The sequence below is a fragment of the Mycobacterium shottsii genome (assembly GCF_010728525.1).
Classification (GTDB): Bacteria; Actinomycetota; Actinomycetes; order Mycobacteriales; family Mycobacteriaceae; genus Mycobacterium; species Mycobacterium marinum.
Window position 1 is genome coordinate 1,794,832 of sequence record NZ_AP022572.1, and the last position, 12,091, is coordinate 1,806,922.

The following is a 12,091-nucleotide window of genomic DNA, read 5'->3' on the forward strand; positions in this document are numbered from 1 at the left end:
CGCGAAGGGGAATCAAAGTGAACCAGCCAAGCGGCCTAAAAAATATGCTGCGCGCGGCGGCAGGGGCATTGCCCGTGGTGCCGCGTGGGGACGCGCTGCCCAACCGCACGGTCAGCGTCGAGGAACTTCCCATCGACCACACCAACGTGGCGGCCTATGCGGCGGTCACCGGCTTGCGGTACCGCAACAACGTGCCGCTGACCTACCCGTTCCTGCTGGCCTTTCCATCGGTGATGGCACTGGTCACCGGGTTTGACTTTCCCTTTGCCGCAATGGGATCGGTGCACACCCAGAACCACATCACGCAGTACCGGCCGATCGCGGTGACCGACACCGTCGGCGTCAAGGTGCACGCCGAGAACCTGCGAGAGCACCGCAAGGGCCTGATGGTCGACCTGGTGACCGACATCAACGTCGGCAACGAACTCGCCTGGCACCAGGTGACGACGTTCCTGCACCGGCAACGCACGAGCCTGTCCGGCGAACCCAAGCCGCCGCCGCAGAAGCAGCCCAAGCTGCCGCCGCCGGCAGCGGTGCTGCGGATCACGCCTGCCCAAATCCGCCGCTACGCGGCGGTCGGCGGCGATCACAACCCGATCCACACCAATTCGATCGCGGCGAAACTGTTTGGCTTCCCTACCGTTATTGCGCACGGGATCTTCAGCGCTGCAGCGGTATTGGCGAACATCGAAGCCAAGATCCCGGATGCGGTGCGGTATTCGGTCCGGTTCGGAAAGCCGGTGTTGCTGCCGGCCACCGCGGGCATCTATATCGACGAGGCCGACGCGGCCGACCCCGGCTGGGAAATTGCGTTGCGCAACATGTCCAAGGGCTACCCGCACCTGACCGCGACCATTAAGCGGCTCTAGGGCGGTGGGGCTCAGCCCGCCCGGTGGTCGCGCAGGGGCAGTCGACGCCACAGCACGAGCGTCTTGAGCCCGTGGGCGCCCACCGCGGTGACCAGAAAGACCACCAGCATCCAAATCGGTGGCCGGGCCAGCTCCCAGACGAAGATCGCCGCCCAGATGGGTGAGCCCTGAGTGACCGCGAGCACTCCGGCGGCAGCGGCCAGCGAGATCACCGGCCCATGCAGGTGGGTTCCGGCGACTGCGTCGATTGCCAGGACCAGCAATGATCCGGCGGCGGCGCCGGTGGCCAACGACGGCGTGAGCATGCCGCCCGCTCCCCCGACCCGCAAGAACAGCGCGGTGAGCAGCGGTTTGAGCACCAAGATCACGGCCGCGGCCGACAGCGTCATCCCGCTGGCAAGGCTGACCGTGAGGATGCTCTTGCCGTTGACGGGTAGCTCCGGCCACCAATGCGAACAGACGCCGATCGCCAGCCCGGCGGCGGCGAGGCCGGGGATCAACGTCCAGGACCGCACCAGGCTGGCCGGTCGCGCCGCGGCCATGATGCGATTGAAGGCAACACCCACCACGAAGGCCACCGGGGCCAACGCCAACGCATGTGCACTCAGTAGATACGTTGATTCCGCACTGGGCCAATCGAGTTCGGGCCGATCGTGGGTGACGAGCGAACCGATCGCGACGGCCAGGCTGGACGTGATCAACGCCGCACCGAGGGCCCGGATATTCCAGGTGTTCAACATGATCCGCAACGCGAAAAGCGCCCCTGCCAACGGGACGGCATAGACCGCCCCCAGCCCGGCCCCGGCCGCACAGGCCAGCAGAATCTCTCGATCTCCGGGTGACAGCCGCCTCAACCACGTAGTCGCGAAATCGCTTAACGCCGCCGCGAATTGACGTGGGGCGCCCTCTCGGCCCAGCGAAGCACCCGAGCCGACCAACACAACTTGCAGCAGCGCATCGATGCTCCAGGTCCGCCGCGGTATCCGGGCGTGATCGGCGATGGTTCCCGCCAGCGGCGGCACATCGGTTCTGCGGCGCAGTAACCACCAGCCCAGGCTCGCCAACGCTCCGCCAACCATCGGCCCCAGCGCCCGGCGAACGGGGCTGCTGCCAGTGATGCCTTCCAGCAGGGAGCCGAAAGCGTAGTGGTAGGTGAGGGGTTCGACGAAGCGCAGCACCACGGTGGTGGACAATCCGGCGACCCCGGCCAGCAGCCCGACAATGACTACCGCACAGAAGAAGTCGACATCGGGCCGGGATGCTCGCCTGAGGACGGACGCGAAGCGGCCCGAGGAGGAGGCGGGCAATATGGTCACCGCTCGCCGACGATGCGGGACGCGAAGCGACCCGAGGAGGAGGCGGGCAATATGGTCACCGCCCGAATCTAGCCCGCGGCGAAGTTCGAGCCGATCTCCCGATCCGACGGCGCGCCCTTGAGGCCGCGCCAGAAGAGATCGATCATCATCTCGGCCGCCTCGTCGACATCGGTGTCACCAGCGCTGAGCCGGTTGGCCACGGCCTCGCCCGCGCCCACCAGGGCGGCCGCCATCATGTCGATTTCGGCGTCGGAGCGCGGGCTCCGGGTGCCGGCGCGCAGCATCCCGGCCACCAGTTCGACGATCTGCTCGCGCCCCTCCCGCACCGTCTGAGCGAAGGCCTGTGAGCTGACCGCCTGGGTATACATCACGATCCACGACGCCTGGTTTTGGTCGATATAGCGCAGGAAGGACACGATGGCGTTGCGCAACAGGTCCTTGGGGCTCTGACTCAAGTCGATGTCGGCGCGCACCGCATCGATGAACCGGCTCATCTCACGGTTCAGGCAGGCGCCGAACAAATCTTCCTTCGAGCCGTAGTACAGGTAGAGCATCGGCTTGGAGATCTGCGCCGCGGCGGCAATCGTGTCCATCGAGGTCTCGTGGTACCCGTTAGCCGAGAACATCTGCACGGCCGCATCAAGCATCTGCTGCTCACGGATGGCGCGCGGTAGCCGCTTGGTGCCACCTGCCATTGCTATCCCCTTTTTGGCCCTTTCTTGGCCTCACTAGCCGGTCTATCTGACCCTAGAGTAGGCAATAACCGCCTCGCCGGACACCCGCTAGTGCCCACAGCTGGCGATGACGTTCTTCATCCGCGCCACCCGGACCAATGATGCGTCGACCTCCGACATCTGCAGCTCACCGGCGGCCAGCGCCTGTTCCAACCGATCCAGCACGGCGGGCACCTCTTCAGTACTTACCCACAATGCGATGTCGGTACCGGCCTGCAAGCTGCGCAGCACCGCCTCGGTCACGCCGTAGCGGTCGGAGATCGCGGCCATGCTGGATAGGTCGTCACTGAAGATCGGGCCATCGAACGGCGGTCCGCCATAACCGGTGCCGTTACGCAGCAGGTCCACCGCGTTCTTGCTGAGACTGGCCGGCTCGTCGCCGGTCAGACCCGGGACCTGGAGGTGGCCGAGCATCACCGCCACCGGGGTTTGGGTCACCAGCGTCCGATAGGGCACCAGATCGCTGTCCTGCAAGTCACTCAGCGGCGGCGTAACGACCCCGCCGGTGTGCGAATCACCCGAGGCACGCCCGTGCCCGGGGAAGTGTTTGAGCACCGGCAACAGCCCGGCGTCGCGCAAGCCGCGCGCGTAGGCACCGGCATATTCGGTGACCGTCTCCGGGTTAGAACCAAACGACCGGTCCCCGATCACGGTGTCGTCCGGGGCATCGGTGACATCAACCACCGGCGCCAGGTCAACGGTGATGCCCAGCTCCTTCATCTTGCGGCCCCGCTGCAGCGCCACGCCGTAGACCTGGTCAACGGTGTCGGTGCGGGCCAGCTCCCGCGCCGAGGGCCCCCGGCCTCCGAGCAATGACTTCAGCCGGGACACCCGGCCGCCTTCTTCGTCGACGCTCACCGCCACCGGCAGCGGGCCGGAACCGGCAACGATGTCCTTCAGCACACCGTTGGTCAAGATCGACAAATCGGTGTCGCTACCGATGAGGATCCCGCCCACGCGGTAGTTGGTGACCACGGCCCTGGCGTCATCGCCATCGCGGACGCCGACCATGAGCAACTGGGCCAGTTTGTCTCGAACGTTGGGCATCGCCGCCGGCACGGCCGCGGGGTCAGCACAAATCCGGGGGGCCGCAGCGGCCATCGGGGTCGAGCTGGTGGCTGACGGGCTAGCGCCCGCCGAGGTCGTGGTCGAGGAGGATCCGGTGCGTGTTCCGCCGTGGCTGCAGGCCGCCACCAGCGCTGACGCGGCGGCAAGTACCGCCAGTGTGCGCGGAAAAGCCATCCGGACATGCTGTCACGCTGTGTTTCATCGCGGGCCCGGGGGGCAACCCCTGTTACGTTTTCGACCGACCCCGTACCGAAGTGGGGCTAGAGGGACGAGCGGTATGCCCGGGTTCACCCTGGCCGCGGCGGCCAGCATCGCGGCCGGCCTGTCGATCGGTGCCGCGGCCACCGTTGGCCTAACCCTCGTGGTGCACAGCGGCAGCACGGTCTCCACCGGTGTGCCGTCGGATCCCGCAGCGCCCACCCTCGTGGAGTACGGGGACCGTTGCCTGCATGACTACTGCCCACCCCCATGCGGTGAGACGACACCGTGTTTGAACAGTCAACAACGCCCGGCCGATCGCTCCCGGCAGCCATGAGCGCTTGTTCTGCTAGGTTGACGGCTAGGTTTTTCTAGCCACGACCCCACGCCTCAAGGAGCCATTCGATGAACCGGATCGTCGCGCCTGCCGCCGCGAGCGTGGTGGTTGGTCTGTTGCTGGGCGCGGCCGCAATCTTCGGGATCACCGTGATGGTGCAGCAGGACACGAAACCGCCACTTCCCGGGGGCGATCCGTCGTCGTCAGTGCTCAACCGGGTCGAGTACGGCAACCGTAGCTAGTCCGGCGGCGCAGGCCCCCGAGGCCGGAGCTGCACAAACGGCAGGTCGCCCGCCGGTCACACCGCTTTCGCGCCGATGGCTGCTGCTGGTGGCAGCCGTCTCGTTGGCGCTGACATTCGCCCAATCCCCCGGGCGCGTCTCCCCCGACACCAAGCTCGATCTCACCGCCAATCCGCTGCGGTTCCTGGCCCGCGCAACCAGCCTGTGGAACAGCGAACTCCCGTTCGGCCAATCCCAGAACCAGGCGTACGGCTACATGTTTCCGCACGGCACGTTCTTCCTGGTCGGACACCTGCTGCAGATACCCGGGTGGATTACCCAACGGCTGTGGTGGGCGCTGCTGCTGACAATCGGTTTCTGGGGGTTGCTGCGGGTTGCCGAGGCGCTGGGCATCGGTAGCCCGACCTCGCGCATCATCGCGGCCGCGGCATTCGCGCTGTCGCCCCGGGTGCTGACCACCCTGGGCTCGATCTCGTCGGAAACCCTGCCGATGATGCTGGCGCCTTGGGTGCTGCTGCCCACGATCTTGGCCCTGCGGGCGACATCGGAGCGACCACTACGAACGCTGGCCGCCCAGGCCGGGTTGGCGGTCGCGTTGATGGGCGCGGTGAATGCCATCGCGACGTTGGCGGGTTGTCTACCCGCGATGATCTGGCTGGCCTGCCATCGGCCCAATCGGCGGTGGTGGCGCTACACCGCATGGTTCATGTTGGCGCTGCTCCTGGCGACGCTGTGGTGGCTGGTCGCATTGACCCAACTGCGTGGTGCCAGCCCGCCGTTCTTGGACTTCATCGAATCCTCCGGTGTGACGACCCAGTGGTCTTCGCTGGTCGAGATGCTGCGCGGCACCGACAGCTGGACTCCGTTCGTGGCGCCCAACGCCACCGCCGGCGCACCGCTGGTGACCGGGTCCGTCGCGATACTGGGTACCTGCCTGGTGGCGGCCGCGGGACTGGCCGGTCTGGTGAGCCGGGAGATGCCGGCCCGGGGCCGGCTGGTGAAGATGCTGCTGGTGGGGGTGGTCCTGCTGGCCGTCGGTTATAGCGGTGGCCTGGGTTCGCCACTCGCCCATCAAGTCCAGGCGTTTCTCGACGCCGAGGGCACACCGCTGCGCAACGTGCACAAGTTGGGGCCGGTGATTCGGCTGCCACTGGTGCTGGGCCTCGCGGAGCTGCTGGGGCGCATTCCGCTGCCCGGCAGCGCACCGAAGCCGGTGTGGCTGGGCGCATTCGCCCACCCCGAACGGGACAAACGGGTCGCGGCGGGAATCGTCGCGCTGACGGCGCTGCTGGTCAGCACCTCGCTGGCATGGACGGGCCGGCTCACCCCGCCCGGCACGTTCACCGCGATACCTGCGTACTGGCACCAGGCCGCCGACTGGCTCAGCGAGCACAACACCGGCGCTCCGGCGCCGGGGCGGGTGCTGGTGGTCCCGGGCGCGCCGTTCGCCACCCAGGTCTGGGGCACCAGCCATGACGAAGTGCTGCAGGTTTTGGGCGCGAGTCCATGGGGTGTGCGCGACTCCATTCCGCTGACCCCGCCGCAAACCATCCGCGCCCTGGATTCGGTGCAGCGCCTGATCGCGTCCGGACGCCCCTCGGTGGGGCTGGCCGATAGCCTTGCCCGCCAGGGAATCTCATATCTGGTGCTACGCAACGACCTGGATCCCGAATCGTCCCGGTCGACCCGTCCGATCCTGGCGCATCGCGCCATCACGGGATCACCGCGACTGCAGAAGGTGGCCGAGTTCGGGGAACCGGTGGGGCCGGGTTCGCTGGCGGGTTTCGTCAACGACAGCGGACTGCGGCCCCGGTATTCCGCCATCGAGATATTCCGGGTGATCGACCAGGTGGGTGGCGCCGGCAATCCGGGCGCACCGTATTTCGCCGACACCGCGTCGCTGCCGCGCGTTGATGGCGGCCCCGAGGTGCTGCTGCGCCTCGACGAACGCCGACGGCTCTTGGGACAGACGGCGCTGGGCCCGGTGCTGCTGACCCAGGATGCTCGGGCCGCGCAGCTGCCGGTCCCCGTCGTCACGGTCACCGACACTCCGGTCGCACGGGAAACCGACTATGGCCGGGTCGATCAGCACTCCTCGGCGGTCCGGGCCCCGGGCGACGCCCGGCATACCTACAACCGGGTACCCGACTATCCGGTACCCGGCGCCGAGGTGGTTTACGGGGGGTGGACCGGCGGCCGCATCACCGTTTCGAGTTCGTCGTCGGACTCCACCGCCATGCCCGACGTCGCCCCGGGGGCCTCGGCGGCGGCCGCGGTCGACGGCGACCCGGCGACCGCGTGGGTGTCAAACGCGCTTCAAGCCGCGGTCGGGCAGTGGCTGCAGGTGGACTTCGACCATCCGGTGACCAACGCCGTCATCACATTGACGCCCAGCCCGACCGCCGTCGGCGCCCAGGTGCGCCGCATCCTGGTCGAGACCGTCAACGGCAGCACCACCCTGCGGTTCGACGACGCGGGAAAGCCCCTGACCGCGGCGCTGCCCTACGGGGAGACTCCGTGGGTGCGGATCACCGCGGCCGGTACCGATGACGGATCCCCCGGGGTGCAGTTCGGCATCACCGACCTGACGATCACCCAATACGACGCATCCGGATTCGCACACTCGGTCCAGTTGCGCCATACCGTTTTGGTGCCAGGGCCCCCACCGGGCGCGGAAATCGCACGCTGGGACCTGGGATCGGAACTGTTGGGCCGGCCGGGTTGCGCCCCGGCACCGGACACGATGCGCTGTGCGGCGTCGATGGCTCTGGCGCCGGAAGAGCCGGTCAATCTGAGCCGCACGCTGACGGTGCCGCACCCGATGACGGTGACCCCGACGGTCTGGGTGCGACCACGTCAGGGCCCAAAGCTGGCCGATCTGATCGCCCAACCGGACACCACCCGCGCCCGCGGCGATTCCGACGGTCTGGAAGTCCTCGGCTCGGCGTATGCGGCCACCGATGGCGATCGGGCAACCTCGTGGACGGCGCCGCAGCGGATGGTACAGCGCAAAACGCCGCCGACGCTGACGCTCACCCTGCCGCGGCCCACCAAGGTGACCGGGCTGCGGGTGGCTCCCAGCCGGTCGGCACTGCCCGCCCATCCGACGATGGTGGCCGTCAACTTGGGCGACGGTCCGCAGATCCGGAGCCTGAGCCCCGACGGCGGGCCGCAGACCGTCTCGTTGCATCCGCGCGTCACCGGCACCGTCACCGTCAGCCTGCTCGACTGGGAAGACGTCATCGACCGCAACGCTCTGGGCTTCGACCAGCTCAAGCCCCCCGGGCTGGCCGAGCTGGTAGTGCTGGGTGCGGGCGGTCGCCCAATCGCGCCTGCCGATGCCGCACACAACCGCGCGCGCGAGGTCAGGATCGGCTGTGACCATGGCCCGGTCATCGCGGTGGCCGGCCGTTTCGTGCACATGTCGGTGCGAACCACGGTCGGCGCACTGTTGGACGACGAACCGATTCAGGCGCAGCCATGCGAGCCGGAGCCGATTGCGCTGCCGCCCGGCCAGCAAGAGCTGTTGATCAGCCCCGGCACCCAGTTCGTCGTCGACGGCGCCCAGCTGACGCCGCCGGCGGCTGGCGAATTACCCGGCGCCGCGGCGGTACCCGCGAAGACCGGCGCCTGGAGTGCGACTCGTCGCGAGGTGCGGGCCCCCGCGTCACAAACCCCCCGGGTGCTGGTCATCCCGGAAAGCATCAATCCGGGCTGGGTGGCCCGCACCGGCGCCGGAGCCCAGCTGACACCCGTCGCGGTCAACGGATGGCAGCAGGGTTGGGTAGTACCCGCCGGAGACCCGGGCACCATCACACTGAGCTTTGCCGCCAACTCGCTGTACCGCGCCGGCCTGGCGATCGGGTTGTCCTTGCTGCCCGTATTGGTTCTGCTCGTCCTGTGGCGGGCGCGCCGACGCGGTCCGGACGACCCACCGGCGCGGCCATGGACAACCGGGTGGGCGGCCGCGGTCGCGGCCCTGGCGGCCGGTGCGCTGATTGCCGGGCCCCTCGGAGCGGTGTTGGTGGGAGCCGCCCTCGGTGTCTGCTACGCTTTGCGCCGACGGGAGCGCCTGCGTGACCGACTCACCATCGCAACCAGTGCGGGTGGGCTGATCTTGGCCGGCGCGGCGCTATCCCGTCACCCCTGGCGCTCGGTGGACGGCTATTCCGGCCATTCCGCGATCGTGCAACTGCTGGCACTGATTTCGATCGCCGCATTGGTGGCGGCCACGGTGGCGCCAGGCCTTACGCGTGGGGAAAAGTGAGCGCTACGGGCCGATCTTCTGGACCGTGCCATCAAGTGCCATCAACCAGGTCTCCACATCGATACCCGGATGGCGCCTGAGCGCTTCCTGCCGAAAAGTGCCAAGGATTCGTTCGTGGGTGGCGGTCTCGATTTCCGGCGTGGAGATCGAATCCTCGCCGTAAGCGATCTGCACGGCGCCGCAATCGCGGTGATTGACCGCAATCACTCCGTCAATCGAGTGCAGCTCGATCGAGGCCGCGAGGTTATCCCAGAAGGTGTTGTGCCACGACTCCCAGTGCTGGGAAACGGCTCCGGCGGCAGCCCCGGCCAACGCAAACTGGCTGTACCGGTTGAGCAGACCGCGCTGCACCATGTACTCGTTGGTGGGGTGCACGAAGCGGGGGTCGATACACATCAGCAGCAACGCTTCGTAGCCCTCCGGCGGCGGGTCGGTTGTCGCGTTGCCCGGCGCGTTGGAAGCCAGCGCACCCAGCCCGAGAGTCCCGGCGCCAAGCGCTAGCAATCGCCGGCGCCCCAATTTCAAGCCAATGTGTTCAGCGCTGTTCACGTTCCCCTCCATCAACGATCAAACGACGCGGATGATGAAACCTAGCAAAGGGGTAACACCCCACATGCGCTGGCCTCGAGATGAGTCTGGCAACACCGCGGCCGCCGATCATGCCGTTGGCTGCCGCCGCCGCATGGGAGATACTTAGCCGATGGGCGGAGATGCTCACCCGCAGCAGGTGGAATTCCTTCGCGATGCGCGGCGGATTGCCATGGCGCACCGAGGATTCACCTCGTTCAGGTTTCCCATGAACAGCATGGGAGCGTTCCACGAGGCGGCCAAGATCGGGTTCCGGTACATCGAGACAGATGTTCGGGCCACCCGCGACGGCGTCGCAGTGATCCAGCATGACCGCAAGCTGGCACCCGAATCGGGAGTGGCCGGCGCGGTCGACCAGTTGACCTGGCCGGAGGTCAGCACCGCGGACCTAGGGGGCGGAGAACCGATCCCGACCCTCGAGGAGCTGCTCGTGGCGCTGCCGCAGATGCGGTTCAATATCGACATCAAAGCCGATTCGGCGGTCGAGCCGACGGTCGAGGTCATCGAGCGGTTGCAGGCACATCGCCGAGTGCTGATCGCGTCGTTCTCCGAACGCCGTCGCCAACGCGCGCTGCGTCTGATGTCCCAGCGGGTCGCCAGCGCGGCCGGCATGGGGGCATTCCTGGGGTTCATGGCCGCGCGAACGGCCGGTCGACGGGCATCGGCGATGCGGATGCTGCGCGACAGTGACTGCCTACAGCTGCCCGCGCGATTCGGCGGCCTGCCCGTCATCACCCCGGCACTGGTGCGGTCGGTTCACGCATCGCGGCGGCAGGTTCATGCCTGGACCATTGATGACCCGGCCATGATGCACGCGCTGTTCGACATCGGCGTGGACGGGATCATCACCGATCGCGCGGATGTGCTGTGTGATGTGCTCGGCGCGCGGGGAGAGTGGTAGCGCGAAACCGCCTGGAGCAACAGACATGATTGATCTGTTGGACCGACGTGCCGGGGCACTCGGCAAGCACGCTTTGACTTGTTATGGGCTTCTAGGGCTGTCACCGGCTGAGGAGTACTGCCATGGAATGGTTTTCGGCATCCGAATACTGGCTGGGCCGCCTCGTGCTCGAACGTGGCGTTGCGGCCATCTATCTCACCGCGTTTGTCGCCTCGGCACTGCAGTTCCGGGCCCTCATCGGCGAGCACGGCATGCTGCCGGTGCCGAGGTATCTGGCCCACCGGTCCTTTTGGAGAACGCCGAGCGTATTCCACTTCCACTATTCTGACCGGCTTTTCGCCGGAGTCTGCTGGTTGGGCGCAGCACTGTCGGCGGCGCTGGTCGGCGGGACCGCCGACCTGGTGCCGCTGTGGGGCGCAATGCTGATGTGGCTGACGCTGTGGGTGCTGTATTTGTCGATCGTCAATGTGGGTCAGGTCTGGTACGGGTTCGGCTGGGAATCATTGCTGTTGGAAACCGGCTTCCTGATGGTCTTCCTCGGCAATGACCGGGTTGCCCCACCGCTGGTGATGCTGTGGCTGGTGCGCTGGCTGCTGTTTCGGGTCGAATTCGGCGCCGGACTGATCAAAATGCGCGGTGACGCATGCTGGCGCAACCTGACCTGCCTGTACTACCACCACGAGACACAGCCGATGCCGGGACCGCTGAGCTGGTTCTTTCATCGCATGCCCCGACCACTGCACCGTATCGAGGTGGCGGGCAACCACTTTGCTCAACTCGTGGTGCCGTTTGGACTGTTCGCTCCGCAACCGATCGCCAGCATCGCGGCCGTGATCATCATCGTCACCCAACTGTGGTTGGTGATGTCGGGCAACTTCTCCTGGCTCAATTGGCTGACGATCTTGCTGGCGTGCAGCGCGATCGAGCAGTCAGCCGCGCGCAAGGTGCTACCCATACCCGTGCGGGCCGCACTGCCGCCGCCGCCAACGTGGTTTGCCGCACTCGTGCTGATCTTCGCGGCAACAGTGTTGGTCCTCAGCTACTGGCCGGCACGCAACATGCTCTCCCCCCGGCAGCGAATGAACATGTCGTTCAACCCCGTGCACCTGGTCAACACCTACGGCTTGTTCGGCAGCATCTGCCGCACCCGGCGCGAGGTGGTGATCGAGGGCACCAGCGAGGCAGAGCTCAACGCGCAGACGGTATGGCAAGAGTACGAATTCAAAGGCAAGCCCGGCCGGGTGGGGCGGCTGCCCCGGCAGTGGGCGCCCTACCATCTGCGCCTGGACTGGCTGATGTGGTTCGCGGCCATTTCCCCGGGCTACGCGCTGCCGTGGATGACGCCGTTGCTAACCCGGTTGCTGCGCAACGATCGAGCCACCCTGCGGCTGTTGCGTCGCAATCCATTTCCCGATACACCACCACGCTATGTGCGAGCCCAGCTCTACCAGTACCGCTTCACCACGCTGCAGGAGCTGCGCCGTGATCACGCCTGGTGGCATCGCACGCTGATCGGCAAGTATTCCGCCCCGATGTCGCTGGACTGACCCAGCCCTGAACGGATCCCGTTG

General features: G+C 67.1%; 10 protein-coding genes. 6 read left to right on the top strand and 4 right to left on the bottom strand.

All coding sequences use genetic code 11. The annotated features are described in order from the left end of the window. Positions 1–17: 17 nt before the first annotated feature. The gene (locus G6N41_RS08450; RefSeq protein WP_198967107.1) at positions 18–869 is read left to right on the top strand and encodes a MaoC/PaaZ C-terminal domain-containing protein; all 852 of its coding nucleotides are present in this window, start codon (positions 18–20) and stop codon (positions 867–869) included. An 11-nt stretch (positions 870–880) separates the two neighbouring features. On the opposite strand, the gene G6N41_RS08455 is transcribed toward G6N41_RS08450, so the two are convergent. The 3 genes from G6N41_RS08455 to G6N41_RS08465 all read right to left on the bottom strand — a co-directional run bounded on the left by G6N41_RS08455 (position 881) and on the right by G6N41_RS08465 (position 4,161). Further along, the gene (locus G6N41_RS08455) at positions 881–2,176 is read right to left on the bottom strand and encodes a chloride channel protein (protein ID WP_407663735.1); all 1,296 of its coding nucleotides are present in this window, start codon (positions 2,174–2,176) and stop codon (positions 881–883) included. Between the two features lie 77 nt (positions 2,177–2,253). Then, positions 2,254–2,880 (bottom strand): TetR/AcrR family transcriptional regulator, encoded by a 627-nt coding sequence (locus G6N41_RS08460; RefSeq protein WP_012392470.1) that lies wholly within the window; start codon positions 2,878–2,880, stop codon positions 2,254–2,256. A gap of 87 nt (positions 2,881–2,967) precedes the next feature. After that, the gene (locus G6N41_RS08465; protein WP_198967109.1) at positions 2,968–4,161 is read right to left on the bottom strand and encodes a glycoside hydrolase family 3 N-terminal domain-containing protein; all 1,194 of its coding nucleotides are present in this window, start codon (positions 4,159–4,161) and stop codon (positions 2,968–2,970) included. Between the two features lie 103 nt (positions 4,162–4,264). Here G6N41_RS08465 and G6N41_RS08470 point away from each other — a divergent pair, with 103 nt between their 5' ends. The 3 genes from G6N41_RS08470 to G6N41_RS08480 all read left to right on the top strand — a co-directional run bounded on the left by G6N41_RS08470 (position 4,265) and on the right by G6N41_RS08480 (position 9,031). Next, on the top strand, positions 4,265–4,522 hold the full coding sequence (locus G6N41_RS08470) for a DUF2613 domain-containing protein (RefSeq protein WP_198967110.1): 258 nt from the start codon (positions 4,265–4,267) through the stop codon (positions 4,520–4,522). 68 nt (positions 4,523–4,590) lie between these two features. Beyond that, complete coding sequence (locus G6N41_RS08475) at positions 4,591–4,764, top strand: DUF2613 domain-containing protein (RefSeq protein ID WP_012392467.1); 174 nt, start codon at positions 4,591–4,593, stop codon at positions 4,762–4,764. 79 nt (positions 4,765–4,843) lie between these two features. Further along, positions 4,844–9,031, top strand: a complete 4,188-nt coding sequence (locus tag G6N41_RS08480) for an alpha-(1->3)-arabinofuranosyltransferase domain-containing protein (protein ID WP_198967784.1) — start codon at positions 4,844–4,846, stop codon at positions 9,029–9,031. 3 nt (positions 9,032–9,034) lie between these two features. Here G6N41_RS08480 and G6N41_RS08485 read toward each other — a convergent pair whose 3' ends face one another. Further along, on the bottom strand, positions 9,035–9,580 hold the full coding sequence (locus tag G6N41_RS08485; RefSeq protein WP_015354248.1) for a carbonic anhydrase: 546 nt from the start codon (positions 9,578–9,580) through the stop codon (positions 9,035–9,037). Between the two features lie 178 nt (positions 9,581–9,758). Between G6N41_RS08485 and G6N41_RS08490 the strand changes: the two genes are divergently transcribed. Then, the gene (locus G6N41_RS08490) at positions 9,759–10,520 is read left to right on the top strand and encodes a glycerophosphodiester phosphodiesterase family protein (RefSeq protein WP_181005676.1); all 762 of its coding nucleotides are present in this window, start codon (positions 9,759–9,761) and stop codon (positions 10,518–10,520) included. Positions 10,521–10,642: 122 nt separating this feature from the next. After that, on the top strand, positions 10,643–12,067 hold the full coding sequence (locus G6N41_RS08495) for a lipase maturation factor family protein (protein WP_198967111.1): 1,425 nt from the start codon (positions 10,643–10,645) through the stop codon (positions 12,065–12,067). Positions 12,068–12,091 lie beyond the last annotated feature (24 nt).

Excerpts from the sequence above, each read along its gene's own strand:
- G6N41_RS08460 (WP_012392470.1), bottom strand. The coding sequence starts at position 2,880 with ATGGCAGGTGGCACCAAGCGGCTACCGCGCGCCATCCGTGAGCAGCAG.
- G6N41_RS08465 (WP_198967109.1), bottom strand. The coding sequence starts at position 4,161 with ATGGCTTTTCCGCGCACACTGGCGGTACTTGCCGCCGCGTCAGCGCTG.
- G6N41_RS08470 (WP_198967110.1), top strand. The coding sequence starts at position 4,265 with ATGCCCGGGTTCACCCTGGCCGCGGCGGCCAGCATCGCGGCCGGCCTG.
- G6N41_RS08475 (WP_012392467.1), top strand. The coding sequence starts at position 4,591 with ATGAACCGGATCGTCGCGCCTGCCGCCGCGAGCGTGGTGGTTGGTCTG.
- G6N41_RS08495 (WP_198967111.1), top strand. The coding sequence starts at position 10,643 with ATGGAATGGTTTTCGGCATCCGAATACTGGCTGGGCCGCCTCGTGCTC.